Source organism: Amycolatopsis sp. cmx-11-12 (genome assembly GCF_046269425.1).
GTDB lineage: Bacteria > Actinomycetota > Actinomycetes > Mycobacteriales > Pseudonocardiaceae > Amycolatopsis.
Window position 1 is genome coordinate 152,805 of record NZ_JADNQM010000001.1, and the last position, 24,785, is coordinate 177,589.

The 24,785-nt window shown below is 69.3% G+C and carries 21 protein-coding genes; 7 read left to right on the forward strand and 14 right to left on the reverse strand.

All coding sequences use genetic code 11. The features are described 5' to 3' along the window. The first annotated feature begins 196 nt into the window (after positions 1 to 196). The gene (locus ACLARN_RS00785; RefSeq protein ID WP_409489348.1) at positions 197 to 367 is read left to right on the forward strand and encodes a hypothetical protein; all 171 of its coding nucleotides are present in this window, start codon (positions 197 to 199) and stop codon (positions 365 to 367) included. A gap of 81 nt (positions 368 to 448) precedes the next feature. Here ACLARN_RS00785 and ACLARN_RS00790 read toward each other — a convergent pair whose 3' ends face one another. From ACLARN_RS00790 to ACLARN_RS00800, 3 genes are all read right to left on the reverse strand, one after another. Beyond that, positions 449 to 865 carry a type II toxin-antitoxin system VapC family toxin gene (locus ACLARN_RS00790; protein WP_409489349.1) on the reverse strand — a complete coding sequence of 139 codons (417 nt, stop codon included), beginning with the start codon at positions 863 to 865 and terminating at the stop codon, positions 449 to 451. Further along, a complete protein-coding gene (locus tag ACLARN_RS00795; RefSeq protein ID WP_076164011.1) occupies positions 862 to 1,161 on the reverse strand; it encodes a type II toxin-antitoxin system Phd/YefM family antitoxin in 300 nt (99 codons plus the stop codon). Before ACLARN_RS00795 ends, ACLARN_RS00790 begins: the two co-directional genes overlap by 4 nt. 76 nt (positions 1,162 to 1,237) lie before the next feature. Next, positions 1,238 to 2,440, reverse strand: a complete 1,203-nt coding sequence (locus tag ACLARN_RS00800; protein ID WP_409489350.1) for a saccharopine dehydrogenase family protein — start codon at positions 2,438 to 2,440, stop codon at positions 1,238 to 1,240. A gap of 57 nt (positions 2,441 to 2,497) precedes the next feature. On the opposite strand from ACLARN_RS00800, the gene ACLARN_RS00805 reads away from it, so the two are divergent. Further along, positions 2,498 to 3,067 (forward strand): TetR/AcrR family transcriptional regulator, encoded by a 570-nt coding sequence (locus tag ACLARN_RS00805; protein ID WP_409489351.1) that lies wholly within the window; start codon positions 2,498 to 2,500, stop codon positions 3,065 to 3,067. Between the two features lie 24 nt (positions 3,068 to 3,091). Here the strand turns inward: ACLARN_RS00805 and ACLARN_RS00810 are convergent, their stop codons facing one another. From ACLARN_RS00810 to ACLARN_RS00820, 3 genes are all read right to left on the reverse strand, one after another. Next, entirely contained in the window at positions 3,092 to 4,648 is a 1,557-nt protein-coding gene (locus ACLARN_RS00810; RefSeq protein WP_409489352.1) for a DUF1841 family protein, read from the reverse strand. A gap of 268 nt (positions 4,649 to 4,916) precedes the next feature. Next, a complete protein-coding gene (locus tag ACLARN_RS00815; RefSeq protein WP_409489353.1) occupies positions 4,917 to 6,230 on the reverse strand; it encodes a hypothetical protein in 1,314 nt (437 codons plus the stop codon). Then, positions 6,148 to 7,119 (reverse strand): nitrate- and nitrite sensing domain-containing protein, encoded by a 972-nt coding sequence (locus tag ACLARN_RS00820; protein ID WP_409489354.1) that lies wholly within the window; start codon positions 7,117 to 7,119, stop codon positions 6,148 to 6,150. The genes ACLARN_RS00815 and ACLARN_RS00820 overlap by 83 nt, the downstream gene beginning before the upstream one ends. Positions 7,120 to 7,270: 151 nt before the next feature. Here ACLARN_RS00820 and ACLARN_RS00825 point away from each other — a divergent pair, with 151 nt between their 5' ends. The 5 genes from ACLARN_RS00825 to ACLARN_RS00845 all read left to right on the forward strand — a co-directional run bounded on the left by ACLARN_RS00825 (position 7,271) and on the right by ACLARN_RS00845 (position 13,616). Then, positions 7,271 to 7,582, forward strand: a complete 312-nt coding sequence (locus ACLARN_RS00825) for a nucleotide pyrophosphohydrolase (protein WP_409489355.1) — start codon at positions 7,271 to 7,273, stop codon at positions 7,580 to 7,582. Positions 7,583 to 7,671: 89 nt separating this feature from the next. Continuing rightward, the gene (locus ACLARN_RS00830) at positions 7,672 to 10,167 is read left to right on the forward strand and encodes a M14 family zinc carboxypeptidase (RefSeq protein WP_409489356.1); all 2,496 of its coding nucleotides are present in this window, start codon (positions 7,672 to 7,674) and stop codon (positions 10,165 to 10,167) included. Positions 10,168 to 10,192: 25 nt separating this feature from the next. Beyond that, on the forward strand, positions 10,193 to 11,335 hold the full coding sequence (locus ACLARN_RS00835) for a hypothetical protein (protein ID WP_409489357.1): 1,143 nt from the start codon (positions 10,193 to 10,195) through the stop codon (positions 11,333 to 11,335). Between the two features lie 9 nt (positions 11,336 to 11,344). Continuing rightward, on the forward strand, positions 11,345 to 11,971 hold the full coding sequence (locus ACLARN_RS00840) for a response regulator (protein ID WP_076164005.1): 627 nt from the start codon (positions 11,345 to 11,347) through the stop codon (positions 11,969 to 11,971). Between the two features lie 100 nt (positions 11,972 to 12,071). Further along, complete coding sequence (locus ACLARN_RS00845; RefSeq protein ID WP_409489358.1) at positions 12,072 to 13,616, forward strand: hypothetical protein; 1,545 nt, start codon at positions 12,072 to 12,074, stop codon at positions 13,614 to 13,616. Here ACLARN_RS00845 and ACLARN_RS00850 read toward each other — a convergent pair. From ACLARN_RS00850 to cydB, 8 genes are all read right to left on the reverse strand, one after another. Beyond that, a complete protein-coding gene (locus tag ACLARN_RS00850; RefSeq protein WP_409489359.1) occupies positions 13,597 to 15,774 on the reverse strand; it encodes an AAA family ATPase in 2,178 nt (725 codons plus the stop codon). The genes ACLARN_RS00845 and ACLARN_RS00850 overlap by 20 nt on opposite strands. 74 nt (positions 15,775 to 15,848) lie before the next feature. Then, positions 15,849 to 17,114 (reverse strand): haloacid dehalogenase-like hydrolase, encoded by a 1,266-nt coding sequence (locus ACLARN_RS00855; RefSeq protein ID WP_409489360.1) that lies wholly within the window; start codon positions 17,112 to 17,114, stop codon positions 15,849 to 15,851. A 42-nt stretch (positions 17,115 to 17,156) separates the two neighbouring features. Further along, a complete protein-coding gene (locus ACLARN_RS00860) occupies positions 17,157 to 17,765 on the reverse strand; it encodes a histidine phosphatase family protein (RefSeq protein WP_409489361.1) in 609 nt (202 codons plus the stop codon). Positions 17,766 to 17,773: 8 nt separating this feature from the next. Next, the gene (locus ACLARN_RS00865) at positions 17,774 to 18,418 is read right to left on the reverse strand and encodes a class F sortase (RefSeq protein ID WP_409489362.1); all 645 of its coding nucleotides are present in this window, start codon (positions 18,416 to 18,418) and stop codon (positions 17,774 to 17,776) included. Continuing rightward, entirely contained in the window at positions 18,415 to 19,047 is a 633-nt protein-coding gene (locus ACLARN_RS00870) for an excalibur calcium-binding domain-containing protein (RefSeq protein ID WP_409489363.1), read from the reverse strand. Before ACLARN_RS00870 ends, ACLARN_RS00865 begins: the two co-directional genes overlap by 4 nt. A 133-nt stretch (positions 19,048 to 19,180) precedes the next feature. Continuing rightward, entirely contained in the window at positions 19,181 to 20,326 is a 1,146-nt protein-coding gene (locus tag ACLARN_RS00875; protein WP_409489364.1) for a GAF domain-containing sensor histidine kinase, read from the reverse strand. Positions 20,327 to 20,503: 177 nt separating this feature from the next. Then, a complete protein-coding gene (cydC, locus tag ACLARN_RS00880) occupies positions 20,504 to 23,755 on the reverse strand; it encodes a thiol reductant ABC exporter subunit CydC (RefSeq protein ID WP_409489365.1) in 3,252 nt (1,083 codons plus the stop codon). Further along, complete coding sequence (gene cydB / locus ACLARN_RS00885) at positions 23,752 to 24,759, reverse strand: cytochrome d ubiquinol oxidase subunit II (protein ID WP_409489366.1); 1,008 nt, start codon at positions 24,757 to 24,759, stop codon at positions 23,752 to 23,754. Before cydB ends, cydC begins: the two co-directional genes overlap by 4 nt. Positions 24,760 to 24,785: the final 26 nt, after the last annotated feature.

The window sequence follows — 24,785 nt, forward strand, 5'->3', positions numbered from 1 at the left end:
TCGCACCACCGGCGAGCCGGCGGTACCGGCCGGTCGCGTACCGCGATCGGCGAGCGGGTTTCCTCGGCCGATCGGCCGATCCACGCTCAGTACGTGTAACCGGTTGGCCGATACCGGCTACAGGCCCCCGAGGCGACCCTTGTGTCAGGGGAACAAGAGGTCTCGAAAAGGACCTTGAGCAGGGAGGAGGCTCACGATGTTCTCGATCATCCTGACCTGGGTCGGCTCGATTCTCGGACTCGCACTCCTGGTGGCCATGGCCGCCGGCGCCTTCGTCGTCGACTTCGACGACGCCCGTGGGGACCGTCGCCGGAAGAAGCCGGAAGTCACGGACAGCAAGGGCACCCCGGCCGCACCGCTGGGCTGAACACCCGACACCGAACACCGGACCGAGCGACACCGGACTGAGCCCGGCCGATCAAGACGTCCGGACGTCTTGATCACTTCCTCAGTCGAACGGGTTGTGCACCTGCGCTCCGAGCCCGGCCATGTCGGCGAGGTTCCGGGTGACCAGGGTCAGCTCGTGGATCCGGGCGGTCGCGGCGATCAGCCCGTCGACGGACGGCACTTTCCGCGGCGCGTACTGCCTGCCCCATTCGGCCGCGATCTCGGCGGTCACCGGAAGGATCCGTTCCGAGAACTGCGCGGTGAGCCCGGCCAGCCAGTCGGCCAGCGCGTCCGCCCGCTCCCGGTCTTGATCTCCTCGATGCCTGAGCTTGCCGATCCCTCTCTCGATCTCCCCCACCGTCAGCACGCTCAGATAGAGCCTGCTCGACGACACCCCGCCCCACCACCGGGCGAAACCCGGGTTCTGCGTGCGGCGCCGGGCCTCGGACACGATGTTCGTGTCCAGCAGAAAGCTCACCCGCTCACCTCCACGGCATCCCTCGGCAGATCCTCCGCGCGTTCGGCGGCGATCTCCTCCAGCACGTCGGCCAGCGCCTCCCCATATTCGGGATGGTGCTGCTCGCCGGAGAGCACGAGTTTGAAATCGACGGCTTCACCGCCTCCGGCCAGCCTGCGGTAATCCATGATGTCCAGCACTACGGCCACCTCCTCCCCATGTTTGGTGACGAACTGCGGCCCCTCGGCCGCGGCCCGGCGCAGCAGCTCACTCAGCCGCTGCTTGGCGTCCTGTACTTGCCAGGTTGGTGCTTCCATCTAGACAGACTAGATGGAATTGGGGGGAGTTGCAAGAGGTTGGCTCGTGACGTCGTGCCAGGCGGTCGAGCCGGGTTCAGACGAGCAAGGCACGCGCCCGGTCGAGTGCGTCGTGGAGGTCGGCGGCGGCGTGAGCCTCCCAGGATCGAGTCGTCACGACCATGCTCGCGGGGTCCGGGTCGCCGATGCAGTGCGGAGCCAGCGCGGCGTAGACGTCACCGGGGTCCAGAAGGGTCTCCGGAGTCCCGACTCCTGGTCGTGCACCGGCCAGCAGGCCGATCGCGACACCGAGGGGGATACCGGTGACCTCGCCCATCGTGAGGCCACCGGGAATCTGGGCGAGGGCGCAGCCCACCGATGCCGGTTCGCCGTGACGGGCGCCGATCGCGAGGCCGAACAGGGGCGGGAGCCGCCGTCCCCGGAACGCGGGCTTGGCGGACGACCACCGATCGACGCGTTCGGCGATCAGTGCGGCGCGACGGGCCGACACGAGCCGTCGGTCGACGGCCGCGCGGATGACGCGCAACCCGGCGATGGTGGCGGGGTCGCCGAACGCCACGTTGAGGCTGGTCGTGACCGACGGGAAAGCCGCGGGCATCGTGAGCGCTTCGGGATGTCCGAAGGTCCAAGCCGTCCGCCGCCCGACACCCGGGTAGTCGAGGCGCGTGCGCCGCAAGGCCGGTTCGTCGACCGGGCGACCGCCTCTGGTGACGCGGATCGTTCCGGTGATCTGCTCGATGGCGTGGACGACAGCCGCACTCGGCACACCCGGTGTCGACGCGACGTCGAGTCCACCGGTCGTGAGATCCCACCCGGTGATGATCTCGTCCACCCGATCGAGTTCACGTGCCGCCGAGACGGCCAGCAGATTCGACACCCCCGGACTCGCGCCCATCCCGACCAACGCGGTGCTCCCGGCCGCCTTCGCGGCCTCGTTCAGGCCGAGCATCTCGACAGTCGGCTCCCAGTCGTCGCAGATGTCGACGTAGTCGCGGCCCTGCTCGATCGCGGCACGCAGGATCGGCACGCCGAACCGGAAGAAGGGCCCGACCGTGTTCATCACGACGTCGGCGCGGCGTATCGCCTCGGTGAGGGCCGCGGCATCGGTGACGTCCAGGCCGATACTCCTCGCCCGGTCACCGAGGCCCGCCGCGACCTCGGCGGCCCGCTCGGCGTCGAGGTCGGCGACGATCAGCTCGGCATCTTCGTGGACCTTGGCGACGGTGCGGCACGCATGGACCCCCATCGCCCCGGCACCGCCGAGGGCCAGTACTCGCATGGTCGCTCCCCTAGTATATTTACTGTCATGTCAGTAAATAAAGTAGGCCGTCCGGCCATGACCCGTCAACGACGGAGGCAGATCCTCGAAGCGATGGCCTCGGTCGTCGCCAGGGACGGCTTGGCGGGCACGACGATCATGAACGTCGCCGCGGCGGCCGGCCTGCAGCGAACGCTGGTGCTGCACTACTTCCGCGACCGCGACGAGCTGATGACCGCGTTCATCGCCGAAGCCGTCGCCGCCTACGGCGAACGGATGGTCTTGGGCGAGGAGGGGGACAGTGTCGAGGACCGGCTGGATCGCTTGTTCGAGCCCGGGGCGTACCGGCACGCCGAAGACCTCGTCGTGTGGACCGAACTGGTGGCGCTCGCGGCAAGGGACACCGGCGTCCGCCACCAACTGCACGAACTGTGGACGCGGCGGTGGCTCCCCGCGGCCGAAGAGCAGCTCCAGGCGGCGTACGCCACCGCACCGGCCGATCGCGTCGCCGAGACGGCCTATGCCATCGCCGGCCTCGTCGAGGCACAGTGGGCGTTCCACCTGCAAGGGCTCACTGACAGCACGCGCCGCGGGCAACTGCGGAACGCGGCCAGGGCGCTGGTCGCCCGGCTCGGCGAGCGACCTTGAGTCCGGTGACAGGCCTCCGGCCGGTCAGGCGAGGTCGCCGAGCGCCTTCCGGTAGTCGTCGAGGTCGTAGTCCATCTCGTGCTCGCCGGCTTCGGTGAGCTGGGCGGACAGCGCGTCGATGAGGTGCTCGAAGATCTCGTCGCGCTCCTGCCCGGTCTCGCTCAGCCGCCGCACGGCCTGCCAGACCTCGGCGGGCTCATCGGCCCAGAGCTGGTCGACGATCGTGGTCTTGAGCGCGAGCCGCATCCGGGGCTCGCCGTCGAAGGTCTCCTCGGCCAGCGCCTCGTGGTACTCGGGGTGCTCGCCGATCACCAGCAGTCGGCGCTGTTCGGGGTCGGCGGGCTCGAGTTCCAGCTCCTCGTCGCCGATCTCCGCGTAGACCGTCGGGACGGCGAACATCCGGCGTTCGAGCGCCTCCGCGAGTTCCGCCGGGTCTTCGATCCCCTCGGAGCCGTCGAAGTAGACGTCGAGCGTGGAGTCCTCGTCCTGCGCGAACTCCTCCAGGAACTCGGTCGCGCTCTCCAGCAGCGCCACGCGGGCGGCCTCGGGGAGCCCGGCGCGGTCGGCCGCCCAGGTGACCCAGCCGAGCAGCGCGGGCTCCAGCGCGTCCTCATACGCCTCGTCGACCTCGAACTCGCCGTCGAGCAGCGATTCGAGGAACCGGGCGAGCTTCTCGGGCCCGACCCGCAAGGGGCTGCCCGGCTCGGTCTCGCAGCCGTAGTCGACGAGCAGGCGCGCGTAGAACCGCGTCGCCTCGGTGTCCTCCACGAGCCCGGACCCGATGAAGTCGGCGACGACCTCTTCGCGGACCTGCTCGGGCCACTCGGTGATCTCGGGCGAGGGCTCGGGAGTGGGGAGCGCCCGGATCCAGGCCAGCGCGATCGCGTGGAACCGCGCGTAGTCCTCGCTGACGTCGGGCTCCTCGACGACGTCCGTCGCGGCCAGCCCGTCCGCGAGCAGCTGGTGGGCGCGCTCGGGCAGCACCCGCTCCAGCGTGACCAGCTCCGGGTCGTCGGCGGCCTGCTGCCGCATCTCGGACAGCACGTCGTGCGGCTTGTCGACCACGACGACGTCGCGGATCCGGCCGCCTTCGGTGAAGTCGACCAGCGCGAGCAGGCCGTGCTCGACACCGCCGCGGGAGAAGACACAGAGAAGGGAGGACTCGTCGCCGAAGACGTCACCGGTCCGCCAGCAGTCCCCGACGGTCACCGCGGCCAGGTCCGCCGCCCACTCCGGCTCCGGGATGCCGCGGCCCAGCACGGTGTCGAGCGCGGCGGCCGCCGCCTCGCGCTCTTCTTCGGTCTCGGCGAGCACACGCAGTCCGGCGAGCAGCGCGGCCGCGGCGGGAGTGATCTTCCTGGCGGCGAACGCGATGAGCTCCAGGCCCAGCGACGTTTCGTCCTCTTCGACCTCGATGTCCCACCACTGGCCGAGCACCTCGGAGGTCAGCAGCTCGACGTCGAGCACTTCGGGTTCGGCACCGAGGGTCGAGAAGTCCCGCAGGACGTCCTTGAAGAGGCCCGTCACACTCGGGGTGGAGGGCTGGGCTGCCTTCTTGCGGGCACGACTCACCGGACTCATGAATCACATGGTTTCACCGAACGGGCTGCGGGTGCGTAGCGGGCCGACGATTCCCGGACCGGACTCATGAATCACATGTTTCCACGCGGCCCCGAACGGGCTCGTCGCGGTGGCCCTGGGCGCGGCACGCGGTGTCCCGGTCGCGGGGAGGGCGCGGGCGGACACCGGTTCAGGACCACCGCGACTTCAAACGGCCCGCCAGGGTGGCTCGACCTTCTCCGCCGGGTTTCCTCGGTTCACTTCGAATAACGACCGGCGGTGCGCGCGGTTACGCCTTGACGGGTTTCGGAATCGCGACTCTCGCCGCCTTGACCTCGGCGATCAGCCGTGTCTTGCGTTTGTGTATTTCCACCAATGTGCCGAGGTACGAGCTGAATTCTTCAGCGGTACCAGCCTTTTTGTGCACGGTGCGCAGTTTGCGAAGTTGCCGGGCGGCCTCACGGTAGGAGTTCGGATCTTTCCGTGTGATCAATTCTTCGATATGCTCCCGGTAGATGGGAATTGTTTCGGCCGGATGGGCTACGGAACGCGAATCCGCGAGTTCGACGCGCACCGGCAATGAGGCTTCGAAACGCACCGCCGCCCGCCATGCCTCGTCGGCGCGATCCTCTCCGAGCAGGGCGCGGACGAGTTCGTCGGCGGCATCCGTGCTCTCGGCGGCGAGTTCTCGCAACCGGGCCAGCGCGGTCTTCCGCTGCGCGACCCACCGCCCCGTTTCCAACGACTCTTCGCGCAGCGCGAGATACGACGCGGCGCCGGGTCGCTCGTCGAAGTCCTTGCGCGACAAGGGAACCGGCTCCTCTTCGAGCGGAGGCGCCTCTTCCTTCTTGTCGTGCGTGAGTGCCCGCGCCGCGTGCGCGATGGCCTCACTGTGCCGTCCCGCCGCACGCAGCACGCGCACGATCTTGAGGCTGACGTCGACCCGCGGCGGCTTGGCGGCGAGGATCGCGACGAGTGCGTCGACGTCGCCGGACACCTCCGCCAGTTCCTCGCGCAACCGCTCGGCCGTCTCGCGTTTCGATCCGGACACCTGCTCCGCGAGCACACTGTCCACAGTGGACCTGATCAGCGCGATCCCCTTGTCCCCCAAAGCGGACGCGAAGTCGGCCAGCTCGATGACCGGCCAGCCTGGTCCGTCGAACTCCACTTCGAGGATCCAGCGGGCCAGGCTCTCTTGGTCCGGCGGGTGCGCGACGCAGGCCCGCGCGTACAGCTCGACGGCCCGGTCCAGCCGGTCCACGACCTCGCCCGAGGCGTCGTCGATCTGCTCCAGCATCTCGCTGATGTCGTCGACGGTCCGGCGGGCGAGCGGGGCCAGATCGGCCCGGCTGCCGGCGTCGAGAAGGCGTTGAAGCGTGTCGAGAACGGAGCCGACCTTCGCGGCGTACTCGACGTTGCCCGCCATGACAGCGGTGTCGAGGAGGCGGTGCGCCTCCGCGAGGTCACTCCCCTGGGTGACGAAGCGGCTCTCCAGGGCCTGGCGTAACACAGGGTCACGCTCAGCGTGGGCATGAAGCAGGTCCGCCAGCGTCTCCGCGTCCAAGGTGCGCAGGTAGGGGCGCAGATCCGTCGTGGAACTCACCGGACAAGTCTGCCCGACCGGTTCGCCGACGCGTGTGGGCCAACAGCGTGCTCTTTTCGGCGTAGTCGTGCACACGGTGTGACCAGCCCAAAGGCGCCGCTTCGAGACGTGCCGGGCAGCGGATGACCGGGATCGGGAGCCGCCGGGCGAGCAGCATCACGACCGCCATCACCACCCCCGCGAGCAGCGAGATCGCCGCGGTAGCGGCGAAAGCACCGCTCAACACCCGGCGTCCGCCGTCGATCGCGAGCCGCGCCGAGTACTCGATCTGGCGGACGGCGAGGTCGCCGAGCGATCGTCCGACGACCCCGGCCGCGACGCGCCAGGCGTCCTGGCCGACGGGAGGTGGCGTGGCCGCGCTCAACGCGGTTTCGACCGCGCCGAACCGGCTCCAGTCCGCGCTTCCGACGAGATCCCGGTAAATCTGACGGCTACTTTCCGTGAGTTTTCCAGCGACGGCGTCGAGCCTGGACCGGTAGGCGCCGACGGCCGCGGCGTAGTCGCGCCGCCCCTCGTCGTCGATCCCGGCGACCGCGAGGGAGTCACTGCGGGTCATTCCTTCGGCGACGGTGAGCAGTTCGACGGCGAGTGCCTGCTGGTAGCCGATCTCGGCGTCGGGGGCGGCCCGCGCGATCTCACGCAACGAGGAAAGCGAGGTGTCGATGTGATCGGCATACGCGGTGTAGGTGGCGGAGCGGCTTCCCGGCGCCTTCAACGCGATCGCCCGGTCGCGCTGCAACGCCGCGATGCCCCGGCTCGCGTCGATCATGGCGACCGCGCCGTCTTCGGCGTCGTCGCGCATGCGGACGGCCTGGTGGACGAGGAATCCGCCGATGACCAAGGCGACCAGTACCAGGGCCGCGCTCGGCACGAACGCGATGGAGAGCATGCGAGAGCGAATGCTTCGCTGGGACCTCAAGGCTTTCCTTCCGGATCGGTCTCCCGACGCCGTGTGACGTTATGCAAGTTGCAAATTGCACGTCAACGCCCGTCCGCCATACGGCCGTTTGCGCACCGTGACGATCTGGTAGGCACGGCACGTGACTCTCGAAGACCTCAACCAGCGCCTCCGTGACTTCGCCGCGGCACGAGCCTGGGAACCGTTCCACACGCCGAAGAACCTGGTCATGGCACTGTCCGGCGAAGTCGGTGAGCTGACTTCGCTGTTCCAGTGGCTCACGCCGGAGGAGTCCGCGAAGTGGCGTTCCGACCCCGAGCTGGCGCACAACGTCGTCGACGAAATCGCCGACGTCACGCTGTATCTCCTCCAGCTGGCGAACAGTCTCGGCGTCGACCTGATCGAGGCGGCGAACGCCAAGATCGACCGGAACGAGCATCGGTTCCCGGCCTAGCCGCCTTTCGGGTCTTGTGACGTCTTTGGCGAGCGGAAACACTGTGCCGACGTCCCTGGAGGTGGCCCTTGTCGCGTTCGGCTCGCACCGTGGTCCTGGCTCTGCTGCTTTCCCTGAGCGCGGTCACCGCGCCCGCGTACGCGGCGCCACCGCCGACGACGCATCGAGACCCCGGCAACGGGCCGGAACGCAACGAGATCGCCGCGACCGACCCGCCGATGAGCGCCGCGCGGGCCGCGGCGGGCGAGAACGTCGCGGGCGACCACTCCGGTTATCCGCGCAAGACGAAGCTGCGCGTCCATCCGGAGAACACGGCCGACAAGTCGATCAAGCTCGGCCTCGCGCCGTATCACGCGATCGCGCCGAAGCTGAACGCGTTGCAGGCACGCAGCGACCGGATCTCGGTCGAGATCGCCGGGCGATCCGGTCTCGGACGGGACCTCTACCTGGTGACGCTCACCGCGCCGGAGAGCCGATTCGAGACGCGGCGGCAGGACGCGTGGCGCTCGCTGATCGAGAACGATCCGGCCCGTGCCGCGCGCGACCCGTTCCTGCGCCACGGCTACAAAGCCCCGGTGTGGATCAACAACAACATCCACGGCAACGAATGGGAAGGCACCGACGGCGCGCTCCGTGTCATCGAGAAGCTGGCGACGTCGAACGATCCCAAGACCGCCGAACTGCTGAAGCGGAACCGCTTCTACTTCAACGTCACGGCCAATCCGGACGGTCGCGTCGCCGGTACCCGGCAGACGTCGGCGGGGTTCGACCCGAACCGCGACTTCGTCACCGCGTCGCAGCCGGAAGTGCGGGCCATGCGCGGGATCGCCATCGGCAAGCAACCGCTGATGATGCTGGACGAACACGGCTACGTCGCGAACACGCTCATCGAGCCGACCACGCCGCCACACGGCCAGAACTACGACTTCGACCTCTACCTCAAGCACGGGTACGCCAACGGTCTCGGGATGGAGCAGGCGGTTAAGGCACTCGGGCGGCCGGAGACGGCGAAGCCCGAAATCCCGTTCCGCGACTACGAACCGGGCAGCTGGGACGGCTGGGCGCCGATCTACACCGCCCAGTACGCGATGTACCACGGCGCGGTGTCGTTCACGATCGAGATCCCGATGCGGGTCAACAACGCGGACTACGAAACGCGGCCCGTCGAGGAACTGCGGCGGCGTTCGGTGATCAACACCGAGGTCGTCGAGGCCACCATCGGCAGCACCCTGAGCTACGTCGACCGCAATCGCGGTGAGCTGATCGCGAACCAGATCGAGATGTTCCGCCGCGGCAGCGCGGGCGAGGCGCAGCGCGAGATCCCGGACGGGTTCGTGCCCGGCTTCGGGCCGGAAGACCGCTACCGCACCGAATTCCCGCGGGCGTACGTCATCCCCGCCGGCGCGGACCAGCGTTCGGCCGTCGCGGCTTCGCGGCTCGTCGACCACCTGGTGGCCAACGACGTCCGCGTCCGCCAGGCGGATCGTGCCTTCTCGCTGGCCGGGCGGCGGTATCCGGCCGGTTCGTATCTGGTCGACATGCACCAGCCCAAACGCGGTCTGGCGAACGTGATGCTGGAGCAGGGCAGCGACATCTCGGCGAAGGTGCCGGTCATGTACGACATCTCCGGCTGGAGTCATCGCCTGCTGTGGGGCGCTTCGGTCGACATCGTCGCCCACGGCAGGCTCGACGTCCGGGCGCACGACGTCGCCGCAGCGTCACCCACCGGCGGCATCGACGCGGCGCCGGGTCGCGATCTCGCGCTGAAGCTCGTCGACGGCAAGGACGTCAGCGCCGCCAACGACCTGCTGAACCGCGGATTCGCACTGGGACGCGCGGCCGACGGCACGATCGTCGTGCCCGCTTCGGCCCGCCCCGCCGCCGCCGAAGTGGCGGACCGCTACGGCGTCCGGTTCACCGAAGCACGGGGGACCTCGACTCCGCTCAGCCGCAAGACGATCGCCGGAGCCGTCGGCCCGGACGAGCTGAAAGCGTTGCGGGACATGGGCTTCGACGTCCGCCCGGTGTCGGCGGCGGTGCTCAACGCGGGCTTCGACTGGTCGCGGATCGACCTGCTGTTCGTCTCTTCGGGACTGCGGTACACCGATCTCACCCCCGCTGCGAAGGACGCGTTGCGTGCCTTCCTCGCCCGCGGTGGCGTGGTCACCCGCGGCGCCACAGGCGCGCGGTTCAACACTGATGGGGGACTTCTCGAAGCGCGTCCGGTCGCGGGCTGGGAGGACGGCAACGGCGTCGTTTCGGTCGTCAACGGGACCGGCCCGGTCGGTGCCGGAGCACTGCCCGACTCGTTCGTCTACGGACCGTTCTGGTTCACCGATCTCGGCTCTTCGGTCAGCGTGGAACAGCGCTACGCGAGCGGGAATCCGCTGGTCGCGGGGCATTGGCGGACGCGGGACGACGGGACGGGCGGGCCACTGCAAGCGGCGGGACAGGCAGCCGTCGTCTCCGGCACCTCGGGGCTCGGTGGACGGGTGGTGCTGTTCGGCACCGAGCCGCTGTTCCGCGATCACCCGAAGGGCTTGTACGCACAGGTGGCCAAGGCGGTTTTCTGGGCGGCCGGCTGACCAGGACGGTCTACGCTTGGCGGCCATGTCCCCCGTTTCCCGTGGCCGGAAGCCGAAGAAGGCCAAGAAGAACAAGAAGCAGGCGACAAAGCCGAAGGTGCCGTTGACCGCCGAACCGGTGTCTTTCCCGGACTGGTTCGAGGAGGGAGTCGAGAACGTCCTCGGCGGCGTCGACGGATTGCTGGCCTGCGAGACGGCTCGCGACCTCGAGCAGGCGACCTGCGAGCTGCTCGGGGCCGAACTGAAGCGCGCCATCGACGACGAAAACTACGGTCTCGACTTCGACCTGTTCTTCGCCGCTGTGGTCGCCGAGGTGTCCGCCCTGGCGAAGGCCGAGCCGACGGAAGCACTGTGGCGGCTGCTGCACGGCCTGCTCGCGATCGCGGCTCCCGGTGTGGAGCCGGCGCTGCGGTCAGCGATCGCCCGTGTCGGGTCCGAGAGCGAGAGTCTGTCGGACTGGCCACGATCCCTCTCGGACATCAAGTCGACCGGTGAAGTCTGGGAGATGCGCGACGTCTACGGCACCCGCCTCGCGGTGATCGCGACGTACACCTATCCCGGTGTGTATCTCTTCGACGTCGACCTGTCCGGGATCCCTGCCCTGACCGGCGGCCGCGTCTATGACGACGTCGAGCAAGCCACCGAAGCGTGGCGGAAGAAACTCGGCGACGAAGCCGGCGACGCGGAGCCGAAGGCGGTGACCGATACCGAACGGCTGATCGGCCTGGCCAGCTGCGATTTCCAGGTCATCGGTTTCGAGTCACGCGACGCACTGGACAACTGGTATCGCGCGCAACGCCGGTTCGAGGACCTCGAAACGGCGCTGAAGAAGCGGGACCTGCCGCTCCCGCCGTACCGATCGCTCTTCGACGACTCCGACCCGGCCGAAATGGCCCGTCCGTTCCTCGAGTGGCACAGCGAGCGTTACGGCGGCGAACCCGATCCCGAGGCCGTGGAAGACCTGGCGGGCGAATGGATGGACGGCCTGGTGCCGGACACCCGATTCAGCGTTTCCCCCGGCCGGATCGGCTACTACCTGGACGTGATCGGTGACTGGCGGGACCCGGTGGCGATGGCGCTGCTGCGGAAGTGGGCGTGCTGGCTGGCCGAACGAGCCGATCTGCCGTCTCCGCTGGTGGAGCGGGTGGTCGCCAAGGCGACGAAGTAACGTGGGGGTATGCCGATCCAGGTGCTGCTCATCGACGACCACGAGGTGGTGCGGCGCGGGCTGCGTGACCTCCTCAGCGACGAGCCCGATATCGAGGTCGTCGCCGAGGCGAGCGGGGTCGACGAGGCCCTGGCCGTGGCGATGCACGTCGAGCCGGACGTCGCGGTGGTCGACGTGCGTCTCGGCGACGGCGACGGTATCGCGCTCTGCCGTGAACTGCGCTCGAAGGCGAACCCGCCGCAGTGCCTGATGCTGACCGCGTTCGACGACGAGGAGGCCATGGTCGGTGCGATCATGGCGGGCGCGGCCGGGTATCTGCTGAAACAGGTCCGCGGTCAGGACGTCGTCAACGCGGTCCGCGAGGTCGCCGCGGGCCGGTCGTTGCTCGACCCGCTGTCGACGGCGCGGGTGCTGGACAAGCTGCGGCATCCGCCCGAGGACGAACTCGGGTCGCTCACCGAACGCGAGCGCGAAGTACTGGACCTGATCGGGCAGGGCATGTCCAACCGCGAGATCGCGGAACGCCTGTTCCTCGCCGAGAAGACGGTGAAGAACTACGTGACGTCCGTCCTCGCGAAGCTGGGCATGCAGCGGCGAACGCAGGCCGCGGCGTGGATCGCACGCCGGGACAGGTAGTGCGCGAAAAAGGTACCCCCCCCCGTCGTTTTGGGCGAAAGTCCCGGTTGACCCCGAGTTCGATCAGTGGCTCACCATCGGAATCGAACGCAAGGTCCTGGTGGTCGTCCGCACGGTCACGACGCTGACCAGGCTCCTGGACATCCTGTCGTTGATCGAAAGCGATCGCCGCATCCAGCTGGTCTTCACCTACGACGCGGACAGCACCGCGATCTTCAGCGCCGGTGTGCCCGAATTCCTCGGCACACTTCGCGCCTCGGTCGTTTCGTGGCGGCAGGCCCTCGAAAGCCGCTTCGATCTGGTGATCGCGGCGAGCGAGAACGACGACCTCCACCTCTTCGACGCGCCGATCGTCCTGGTACCCCACGGAATCGGCTACCAGAAGTACTACCCGCGGAGCCGGACGGTCGCCGGGATGAACCCGGCCCGGCTCGTGCACGACGGCCGGGTGGTTCCCGCCATGGTCGCGCTCTCCCACGCCGAGCAGCGCGCCCACCTGCGGGAAGCGGGTCCCGAAGCGGCGGCCCGCGCGGTGATGGTCGGGGATCCGTGCCACGACCGCCTGCGGGCGGGGATGCACCGTGCCTCCGCCTACCGCGCGGCCTTCGGGGATCCCGGCCACACCCTGGTCGTCATCGCCTCCACGTGGGGCCCCGGTTCCCTGCTGGGGACCGTGCCCGATCTCCCGCTGCGGCTGGTGTCCGAACTGGAGTACGACGGTTATCGCTGCTGTGCCGTGCTCCATCCGGGGATCACCGCGGCCCACAGCCCTTGGCAGGTCGACGCCTGGCTCTCCGAGGCACGGCAAGCGGGGCTCCAGGTGCTTTCTCCCGAAGCAGGCTGGCAGGCCGCGCTCACCGCCGCTTCGTGTGTCATCTCGGACTTCGGTTCGCTGGCGCTGTACGCCGCCGCGGTGGACCGGCCATTGCTCCTCATCGGCGACGGCGGTGAGACCATGGTCCCCGGTTCCCCCATCGAAGCGCTCGCCGCGCAGACCGCGCGGCTCGATCCGGGCGACGCGCTGGGTCCCCAGATCGATCTCGCGATCCGACGGCACACCCCCGGTGACCACGCGGCCGTCGTCAAACAGGCCGTCGGCGCCGCGGACATGTCGGCAGGACTGCTGCGGCCACAGCTGTACCGGCTGATGGATCTTTCCGAACCCGCCACCGAAGCCACGTTCCCGCCCCACGAGGTGCCCGACGTCGAACCGCAGGACGTCGCCGCCTTCGTCGTCGGCGCGGAGGAGACCGGGCCCGCCGTGAAGATCGTGCGGTTCCCGAGCACCGGCCGACGGCACGATCTGGCGGGCAAACACCTGGTGGCGCACGAAACCCGGGCGACGGTGCGGCAGCTGTCCAGTGCCGCGATCGTCTACATCGGACTGGAGGAGCAGGACAGCGAACGCTTTCCCCGGTGGTCGGAGGAAATCCTCCGGCAGTGGCCGGACGCCATGGTGGCCGCGGCGACGGTCGGCAGGAGCACCTGCCTGGTCCGTACCCGCGACGGTGTCCAGCGGGAACTGACGCTGGCAGTCCGATCGATCGACCCGCTGATCGCCGCTTCCCTCGCCTACCTCGGCCGGTTGTCGCCGACCGAACTGCTCGAGGTCGGCGATCGGGCGGTCACGATTCGAGTGCGCTGAAGTACCGGTCGGCCCGCGGGTGGCCGATCTGGGTGGCGTCGTAAGCCAGCTGTCCCCATACGTCGATCGCGCCGGGGTCACCTTCGGCGGTCATGAGCCGCGCCTGGAGTTCCCTGAGTTCCCAGACGTATTGAGTGGCTCTCTGGGCGGCCATCTGATGCCACGCGGAGTCGAACCGCACCCGCGCCTCGGCGAGTTCGCCGAGCGCCAGATACGCGTTGGCGTAGACCATCTCGACCCTGGCCTGATTGCGTCCGGCGGCGATCATCGCGGCGAGGACCGCGATCGCCTCGGCCGGTTCACCGAGTTTGATCAGGACGTTCGCGAGCATCCGGGGGTGGATGGCCAGAGCGGGGCCGTCGGCGAGTTCCGTGCTGAGGGCGCACGCGAGACGGAGCTGACGTGCGGCCTCGGCGAGTTCTCGCTTGATTTCCGCTTCACCGGCTCGCCGGTGGACGAGCAGATCCGCGCGCTCTTCGTGGAAACGCCCCCGGAACTCCGCCAGCGACGCCTGGAGCTTGCGCCATCTGTTCTCCGCGAACCCCGCCGCCGGGCCGGACAGGGTCGTCGCCGCCCTGTCGAGATCCTCCAGCGCGGCGGGGAACCAGCGAGCCATGTAGCGGGCCTTGCCCCGCATCATCAGTGCCCGCGCGAGCTGCGCGGGTTTCGCGTCCCGGTCCGCTTCGGCGGCTTTCACCGCCCAGTCACTGATCTCGATGAATTCGCGCCAGTACCAGCGTTTGTTCACGAGCGTCTCGAAGGCTCCGGCCAGCTGCAAGGTTTCCTTGTAGCGGCGGCGCAGACAGGTGAGCTTCACCAGCTCGCCGATCAGCGACCGGTGCCACTCCAGCCAGTCGATGTGATCGATCCGCGGTTCCCAGACCCGCTTCGACGGAACGACGTAGGTGCGCAGCCGATCGGGGTTCTCCCGAAAGTCCGCCGCGACCGCCGTGTCACGGACATGAGCGAGCAACCGATCGAAGCCCGCGTCCCGGTCCGACGGCAGTTTGCGCGCGTACTGTCCGGCGAGGATCGTGAGCGAATACCAATCGCCGACCTGATAGGTCAGCTGCGCGGCGATCAGTTCGTCGACGACCTTCGCCTCGCCGGTCATCGCCGCCGCGGTGGCCCGGGTGAAGAAGCCACCGGGATGATCGGCGAGTACGGCACAGGCCTCGACGGCGGCGTCCGAAAGCCGTGCGAACGTGCGCCGCAGGGAATCGTGAATGACTCCTTCAGCGTCTACGACACCCGTGTCGCGGTACTCGTCGAGCAACGCCGCCACGGGCCGGGCTTCGCCGGCGCGACCGGCGAGGGTGACACCGACCTCGCGGAGTGCGAGTGGCATCCGGTCACAGAGGTCGATCAGCCGATCGGTCTCGACCGGCTCGTCCAACGGCCGGACCTTGCCGCAGAAGTCCGCGAGAAGGTGCCGAGCGCCCTCGACGTCGAGCCCCCGCAACTCGATGGCGGCGGGATCGCACGCTTTCAGTTCGCGGCTGTACACCGAAGCCGTCGCCAGCACCAGGCTGGTGCGGAACCTGGTGAACAAGGCCAGCTCGGAGGCCAGTTCGACGTCGTCCAGGATCAGCACGAACGACCTGGTGACCAGCACCGACAGGAACTGCCGGTCCAGCTGTTCGTCGTCGACCGGGATCTCGCCGTGGGGGATCCCGAATTCCCTGAGCACGTACCGTTTCACCGCGGCGGCGTCGAATTCGTCGCCGTCGCGGTACCGGGCGAGCGGCACCTCGACCCGGCCCGACGGGAAGTCTTCCCGCACCCTTTCGGCGAGCTGGCGGGCGAGTTCGGTCTTTCCCGAACCTCCCGGGCCGACGATCAGCTTCAGCCCTGTCCTCGGCGGGTCGGCGAGGATGGCGAGGTGATTGCGGAAGTTCTCGATTCCGGCTGTCGCCGTCGAGACGTTTTCGTCGTGCAGGACGGAAACCGCCTCGATCAGGCGATCCGCCCACTCCTTGTCCGCGCGGGCCGCGGTGAGTGCCCGGCGGCTCAGCGCGTCCTTACCGGACTTGCCCGTGCCGAGCCGTTCCTTGAGCAGTGACACCACGTTCCGGGTCGCTGTGGAGACGGACCCCACCGCCGAGGCCGCGGCCGCCTTCGCGGCTTCGTCCACGACGACCTGCAACAGGTCAACCACGGCCTCCCCCTCACTCAGCCCAGAACGCCACGGTAGCAGCGGGGCGAGGAGAGGGTCACGCTTCGTGAACCCGCTCAGGGGTGAACGATGTCCCGCTGGTCCGGGATCGCCGTGCCGTCGTCGCGCAGCACCGGGCCGTGGGTGCCGTCGGCGTTCTCGTACGCCGTCGTCGAGCACGGATAGGTGCGGTTCAGTGCGGGGAAGGGCTCGATGAACATCGGGTTCACCGCCCACTTGCCGTCGGCGTTGTCGTAGGCGCGGCACATCAGCTCGTCCTTGTTGCGGTTGAGCGTGACGCGGACTCCGGTGGCGTCGCGCAGCATCGTGACGTCGGTGGTCGCGTCGCCGCCGGCGAGCGCCTGCCGCTTGGCCGCCGGTGCCGCTTCCATCGCCTTCGCGCCGCGGATCCCGAGGATCCGCTCGTTGATGTAGCAGCGCTTCCCGTCGATGTAGGTCATGACCTCGTCGGCGCCGTCGGCGTGCCCGCCGCAGCCTTCGAGGTGCCCGTTGATCCGGCCGTTCGTGGTCTGCGAGTAGATCCCGAGGGTGCGACTCGGCGGGATGCCGATCGCGGAACCCCAGACGTCGGCGAATTCCTTGGGCGAGGCGGAAACGACCCAGGTCGAGAACCCGGCCTTGTTCAGCGTCGCGATCAGGTCCTTGATCTCCGGATAGTACCGGATCCACGCGATTTGGGTGCTCGAACCGACCTTTTGGGTCGCCCCGACCGGCGCCAGCAACGCCGCCGCCCTCGCCTGCCGGGCGATCGCGCGGACCTCGTCCGGGCGGTACCCCGCGTTGATCTGCGCGACCCAGGCGTAGGCCGCCTCCATGTAGCGCCGGTTGTTCCCCGCGAAGACTTCTTCGCCGGTGCTCGTCTTCGCGTTCTTCCGCACAGACAAGAGTTCGTCCGCGCAGGCGACGTTCTTGCTGGTCGGCAGCGGTTTCCCGGCCGGGGTGGCGGTGCCGCACGCGCGGGCGAGCGCGTTCGCCCCGGCGTCGGTCATGTACCGGCTGGTCGTGCGCCAGTCCTTGTTCCTCGGCTGGAGGACCTTGTCGTGCCGGATCATCCAGAAGACGGTCTGGTCGGAGATGTCGTTCTTGATGACGGTGTTGTCCCAGTCGAACACCGCCACCGGCCGCTCGCCGTGCTTCCCGGCGCAACGGCCGCGTTCGTCGATGACCTGCTGGATCTTCGCGGCGTTGTCGCCATACCAGTAGTCGGCCAGCCGCAGCTGCGGGCAGCGGGACCCGGTCGCGGCCGCCGACGTGGCGGGCAGGGCGATCGGCACGACCGCCACGGCGGCGGCAAGGGCCACGGCTCGCAGGAACCTCGGCATGTCATCTCCCCACGTCTTCTTCGGCTTTCCGGGGAGATCCTGTCATTTGCCGGCGGGAAGCACGACCTGCCGGTTGTGAAAGTAGTCGTCCTCACGGAGCACGATGACGCTGCCGGGTGAACCGCGGAAGTCGACGTACCCGGCCGACTCGAGCGGCATCCGGATCCACGCCGCGATGACGAAGGTGAGCGCGCCGCCGTGTGTCACGACGATCTGGTGCTCGCGGTCGCTTTCGAGGATCGACTCCATCGCCGCGTAGACCCGCGCGGCCATCGCGCCTTTGGTCTCGGCGCCCGGGATTCCCTCGTCGTGCCCCAGCCGCTCGCCGGTCGCCGGTGGCGGGACGAACCGGCTGTCCAGCCACTCCTGCGGTTTGCCACCGGCTTCTCCGTACGACTTCTCGCGCAGCCGCGGGTCCAGAACCGGTGTCACGCCGAGCCTTTCGCCGATCACTTCCGCCGTCCGCGCCGTGCGCCGCAGGTCCGAGGAGTACAGCTCCACGTCCTCCGGCACCTTCGCGTGCAGCGACTCCGCGATGGCGACGGCGGCACGCTCGCCTTCGGGCGTGAGTTCGGAGTCGTACCAGCCGCCGACGAGGTGATCGACGTGGTGGGTGGCCTGCGGATGGGTGACGACGTGGACGGTGCGCATACCCCGGATTAAACGCGGGTCAATTTGGCGTAGGCGACGACGTTGTCGAGATAGTTGCCGGTCGAGGAGTCGAAGTCCCCGCCGCAGGTGATCAGGCGCAGTTCCGGCTCGGACGTGTCGCCATAGACCTTCTCCGTCGGGAAGGTCGCTTTCGGATGCCGCTCGACGGCGTACACGGTGAACACCGCGGTGGCCCCGTCCTTGCGATGAACGACGGCTTCGTCGCCGGGCTTCAGTTCCTTGAGCCGGACGAAGACACCGGGGACCTTCTTGTAGTCGACGTGCCCCGCGAGCACGGCGGGGCCGATCTCGCCGGGTGCCGGGCCGCCGGTGAACCAGCCGGTGGTGATCGCGTCGTGCGGCACTTGCAGGCTGCCGTCACCGGCCAGGCCGAGGTCGACGATCTCGCCGGTGCGGACCCCGATCGCCGGGATTTCGAGCGTCGCCGGTTTCCCGGGGCCGAGCGGTGGGGCCGCGACGGCCGACGGCGCCACCGAGGAAACCATCGAGGACACCGTGGAAGGTGCCGCCGGTGACGCGACCTTGCCCGCCGGCGGGGCGGCGCACGCGGCCAGCGCGGCCGCGAGCATCACCCCGATGAGGGTGCCGATGACCATCGGGAACGGCCATCGGCGCCAAGAAGCCCTGGTCATCGCTCCGCACGCCGCCGGAGAACGACGGAGGCGCCCGCGGCCGACGCGGTCAGCAGTGCCGCGCCGGTGAGCGCGACCGCGCCGATCTCCAGGAGACCGCCGTTGACTTCGGCGGCTTCCTCACCGCCACCGGTCGCGACACCGCCGACGGGCTTGACCTTCACCTGGCCGGATTTCGCGGGCTCGCCGAACCTGGACTCACAGGCGTAACCGTCGTTGTCACCGTCGAGCTTGTGCGGGTCACTCGGGTTCCTCGTGAGCTCGGCCTGCGCCGCGGCCTGTGACGGGAAATCGGCGCAGTCCTTGTCCGCGGATTTCGTACTGCTCGGCGCCGGTTTCGTTTCGGTTGCGCTGGGAGAAACGGTCGGTGTGATCGTTTTCGTCGGCGTCGTTCCCCGCTTCGGCAACGTTTCGCACGCTATTCCGTCCTTGTCGTCGTCGAGACCGTGCGGATCGGATCGATCTTTCTCGTACTCCGCCTGCGCCTCTTCCTGGTACTGGAAGTCCTTGCAGTCGAGGTCGGCGATCGCGGGTGCTTCGGCCAGCGCGAACGCGACGGAAGCGGGGCCGAACAAGGAGAATCCGGCGAGGATCACGACTGTGCCGATGGCGCGACGAACCGAGGACATGTGGAGTCCTTTCGATGGGAATTCGCGCTCCGAGCGCGTTCGATACCCTTATAATCGCGCGCCGACGCAGGCTGTTACGGATTAATCGGAAAACGCGAATCGTCACTCTATCGAGCGACAGCGCCCGTTAATTTCACACGGGTTGGTCAAGTGGCACGTCGAAAGCGACCAAAGTCCCCAGACTCGGTGACGAATTGATCGAAAAGCGCCCGCCGGAGGTCGTCGCGCGTTCGGCGAGATGCCGGAGGCCGCGTTTGGCGACACCTTGGGGCACACCGGATCCGTTGTCCCGCACGCGGAGTTTGACGCCCTCGGCGTCGCGGCTGAGCGTCACGCGGGTCTCGCTCGCTCCGGAGTGTCTGACCACATTGGACAGTGCTTCGCGCAGTGCGGCGCGGATGTGGTCCGCCTGTTCGGCGGGGATGTCGGCCAGCTCTCCCGACAGTTCGAGGGTCGGCGGGTAGCCGAGCAGCTCGCCCGCGATGCGCACCTCGCCCCGCGCGGACTCGGCGAGGTCGGTGGCGGTGACCGTCTCGTTCGCGGGTTCCGGGCTGCGCAGGGCGCGTACGGTGCCGCGGATCTCCTCGATGGTCTGGTCGAGCTGGTCGATCGCCTCGGACAACCGCACGCCGTCGGCCTGCGCGAACCGTTTCCGCATGTTCTTGCGGACGCGGTCGAGCTGCATGCCCGCGCCGTAGAGGCGTTGCACGATGACGTCGTGCAGTTCGCGCGCGATGCGTTCGCGCTCTTGGTAAAGAGTGACGCGGTGCCGGGCGTTGGCGCCTTCGGCCAGGGCGAGCACCACGCCCGCCTGCGCCGCGAAGGCGGTGAGCACCTCGACCGTGCTGGCGGAGAACGGGGCCCCGCCGTGGCGGCGGTACACGGTGAGCGCGCCGAGGACCCGCCCGCCCGCGCCGAACGCCGACGCCGCGAAGGGCCCGAAGCCTTGCAGCTCCGGCGGCACGAACGGCGCCGTGCGGGGATCGACGGTGAAGTCCTCGCTCACCACGGGTTTACCGCCGCGGGCGACCTGCCCGGCGGCGGAATCGGCGGCGAAGGCCAGCCCACGGAGGCCCTGAGTGGTGGCCCCGTGCGCGGCCTCGACGACCACCTGGCCGTCGTCCGCGCGCACCATGACGAGACCGAGGTCGGCCTCGGCCAGTTCGACGGCGCGGGCGAGGACGGTCTCCAGCACGTCGCCCGGGTCGTCGCCGGACAGGGCGGTGCCGGTGATCTCGGTGGCGGCGGACAGTGCGCGCGCGGCAAGCGTGGGATCCATGAGCGCTATCGACATTAGGCCGTGTCCTGTGAGTGTGTTCGATGGGGCTTCGTGATCCAGGTGGTTCCTGGCGGTGCGGGCGGTTCGGCCTCGTACCGGGTTGTACTCGGCTGGACCGCCCGTGCCGTCAGGGGCCGCCTGGGCGCGAAGACCGCGAACAGACTCACAGGACACGGCCTAGTCCGCCCCGACCGGTGTGCGCGCTGTGACGCGACCCTCTCGCACCTCAAGGACGACATCGGCGTCCGCGGCTTCGGCGGCGTTGTGCGTGACGTGCACGACGGTCTTCCCGGCCAGCGCCTCGCCGAGGCGTTCGCGGACGGTGCGCGCGGTGAGCTCGTCGAGGTGCGCGGTCGGTTCGTCCAGCAGGACGAGATCGGCGCGCGCGGCGCCGAGCACGGCACGCGCGAGCGCGAGCCGCTGCGCCTGCCCGCCCGACAGCCCGGCACCCGCGCTGTCCAGCATCGTGGTGAGCTCGACGTCCTCGAGAACGGCCTGGTACAAGGCTTTTCGCAGGTCGGCCTCGGACGCCGCCGGTTTGGCGAGGCGCAGGTTCTCGGCGACCGTCGTCGAGACGAGCATCGGTTCTTGCGGCGCCCAGGCGACGTTCTCGGGCACGGCGACGTCGCCCTTGCTCGGCTTCAGGAAACCGAGCAGAGCCGCGACGAGCGTCGACTTCCCGGCGCCGCTCGGGCCGACGACGGCCACGTGCGTGCCGGGCGCGATGTCGAGGTCGACACCGGTGAGCACCGGGTGCTCGGTGCCGGGCCAGCCGAGGTCGGCGTCGCGGATCCGCACCCCACCGGTGTTATGAACGGTCCGTTCATAACAGGATTTGTTATAAACGGTCCGTTCATCACAGCCGCCGAGGCGCAGACGGGCCTGGCGCAGGGTGTCCCAGTGCTGCGCGACAGGCGGAAGCAGGGAGAGGACTTCCGTCAGCGCGAGCGGTACGAGGGCGACCACGGGCGCGAGGACCGGGTTCAGCGCACCGGCGGCGACGGCGTTCAGGGCGAGCCCGGCGCTCACGACGGTGGCGGCACCCGTCGCCAGGATGATCAGGGCGTCGGCCGCTCCAGCACCGAAGGCCTGTCGCCGCGCTTCGGCGGTCAGCGCGGCGTCGGTCGTGGCGATTCGGCGACGTCGTGCCTTGTCGACCCCGTACGCGATCAACTCGGCGGCGGCTTCGAACAGGCTCAGCACCTGCGCCGACACCGACCGCCGTCCGGTGGCCAGCGCACTGGTCGCGCGGCGTTCCGCCCGAAGCGCGAGCAGCGGCGCGAACGCACCCACCAGTACGGCCGCGGCCAGCACGAGCCCGGCTTCGGGCAGCACGACGGCCTGGACGACGACGGCACCCACGACCACCAAAGCGACCACGACCAGCGGCGTGATCACCCGGGGCAGCAGATCGCGCACCGTGTCGGTGTCGCCGACCAGTCGCCGCTGCTCCTCACCGGCCCGAACCGCCCGAGCCGGTCCGAGCCGCACCAGCGACCGCCACAGCCGCACCCGCAGGCTTCCGGCGGTCCGGAACGCGGCGTCGTGCGTGACCAGCCGTTCGAGGTACCGCAACCCCGCGCGGCCGAGGCCGAACGTCCGCACGCCGACGATCATCACCGTCAGCGTCAGGATCGGCGGCTGCTGCGACGCCTTGGCGATCAGCCAGCCCGAAAGCGCGGCGAGCGCGACTCCGGCGAGCAGGGCGGCGGCGCCGAGCAGCGCTCCGCCGAAGAACCTGGGGTGCAGCAACTCGCGCCACGGAACCGGCCGGGTCGGGGACTGCTCGTCCGTCGTGACGACTTCCTCCGGCAGGCCTGTCGACATATCGATACCGGGCGTGCGTTCGTGCGCGGCGATGATCGCGGCGGCGCCGTTGTCGACGGCCTTGGAGACGGCGGCCATGACGAGTCCGGCGCTGACCTCGTCGAGGTGCGCGGTGGGCTCGTCGAGCAGGAGCAGCCACGCGCCCGACCGGATCCGCATCAAGGCCCGCGCCACCGCGACTCGCTGGCGTTGTCCTTGCGACAGCTTGGAAACCGGGCGTTCGGCCAGGCCGGTCAGCCCGAGTTCGCCGAGAATGTCGTCCGCGCCGGCCTCGTCGCGGACGGTGCCCCCGCCGAACACCGGCGACTGCGGAACCCAGGCGACGTTCTCGCGCCAACGCTCGAGATCCGCGTCGGCGAGGCTGGTGCTGCCGACGGTGATGGCCCCGTCGTGGGCCTGCACGAAGCCGAGCAGTGCGGCGAGCGTCGTCGATTTGCCTCCGCCGCTGGGAGCGCGCAACCACGTCAGTTCGCCAGGCCGGACGCTGAACGTCTCGCCGTCCGGCGCGAATCCGCCCCTTCGAGCCACACGAAGTCCTTCGACGCGGACCTCGCCCTTGACCGCTGCCTCGAAGCCGTTGGGCGGCAAGGGTTCCGCGAGGACGTCCGCGACCCGGCGGACGGCCTCGACGCCGTCTTCGCTGGCGTGGAACGCGGCACCGACCGCGCGTAACGGCTGGTAGCACTCCGGCGCGAGGATCAGCACGCCGAGCCCGATGGCCAGCGGCAGTTCGCCGGACACCAGCCGGACGCCGATAACGACCGCGACCAGCGCGACCGAAAGTGTCGCGATCAGTTCCAGTGCGAACGCCGACGCGAACGCGACCTTCAAGGTTTTGAGTGTCGAGCGGCGATGACGTTCGGAGATCTTCCGTACCGTCTCGGCCTGCGCCTCGGCGCGGCGGAACGCGCTGAGGATCGGCAGCGCGCGGACGAGTTCCAGCAACTGTCCCGACAGCCGGTGTTCGGCGTCGGCGGCGTCGGCCACCCGCTCGGCGGTGTGCTTGCCGATCAGGATGGCGAACAGCGGCACCAGCGGCACGGTGATCGCGATGAGCAGGGCCGAGGGCCAGTCGGCGAACAGGATCGCGGCGCCGGCGGCGAGTGGCACGATCGCGGCGGTCACCAGCGCCGGGAGGTACTGGGTGAAGTAGGCGTCGAGCGCGTCCAATCCCTTGGTGGTCAACGACGTCAGCTCGCCGTGGCCGCGGCGGGCGATCCATTCCGGGCCGAGCCGCAGGGCATGGTCGATGGCCTTGGCGCGCAATTCTTCCTTCGCGCGGGCTGCCGCGCGGGCGGAAACGACCCGCACCGCCCAGCCGGTCAACGCGCGCCCTGCGACGAGCGCGAGCAGCACGGCCAGCTGGGCGGTGCGGTCCCCCGGTGTTCCGCGGACGACCGCGGAGAGGACATCGGCCAGCAGGAACGCCTGTCCCACCAGCAAAACCGCGTTGACGAAGGAGAGGATTCCGCTGAGGATCAACGCTCGGCGCGCCGCACCCGAAAGTGGAGCCAGCGCGCCGAGCGGACCCTTTCCCGGTCGCGCTGGGTCCATTGTGGACTCCTTGGCGGAAAGGGTGTCGCGGCCGGGAAGTTCGGTCATGGTGCGTGCACCGGTGGGATGTGCCGGGTGCCGATGCGCTTGCGGAACACCCAGTACGTCCAGCCCTGGTAGATCAGGACGGCGGGGGCGCCGAACACCGCGACCCAGGTCATCACGGTCAGGGTGTACGGGCTCGACGCCTCACCCGCGATGGTCAGCGTGTTCGCCGCGTCCAAAGTGGACGGAAGGACGTTCGGGTACAGCGCGACGAAGATCGCGACCGCCGAAGCGGCGATGACCCCGCCGAGTGCGGCGAACGCCTGCCCTTCCCGGCCCGCGCGGACGCGGAACCAGGCGAGGACCGCGGCGATGACGGCGACGCCGATCAGGAGCAGCGTCCACAGGTCGCCCGAGCGGAGTTGCACGACGATGAGGAACGCGAGCAGCGGCAGCAGCGCGACCGGGAGCAGGCGGGTGGCCAGGTTTCGCGCCCGGTGGCGGAGATCGCCCTCGGTCTTGAGTGCGAGGAACGCGGCGCCGTGGACCAGCGAGAACCCGACGACCGCGACCGCGCCGAGCAGGGTTTCGAGGCTGAGCGCGGCGAACGCGCCGCCGACCCGGTCGCCCTTGGCGTCGAGCGGGAGACCGAGGACGGTGGTCGCGAGCAGCAGGCCGACGCCGAACGGCGGGATCCACGAGCCGATCCCGATGACGCGGTCCCAGTTGCGGCGCCAGCGGTCGGAGTCGACCTTGCCGCGGTATTCGAACGCGACGCCGCGGCCGATGAGGGCGAGCAGGACGACCAGGAGCGGAAGGTACGCGGCCGAGAACAGCGACGCGTACCAGCCGGGGAACGCGGCGAACATCGCGCCGCCCGCGACGATCAGCCAGACCTCGTTGCCGTCCCAGACCGGGCCGATCGTGTTGACCATGACGCGGCGCTCGGTGTTGTCCTTCGCGAGGACCGGCATGAGCATGCCGACGCCGAAGTCGAAGCCTTCGAGGAAGAGGTACCCGAGCCAGAAGAGGGCGATGACGCAGAACCAGATCGTTTCGAGAGTCATCGGGTGCTCCCTGCTGCTGGGGGCTG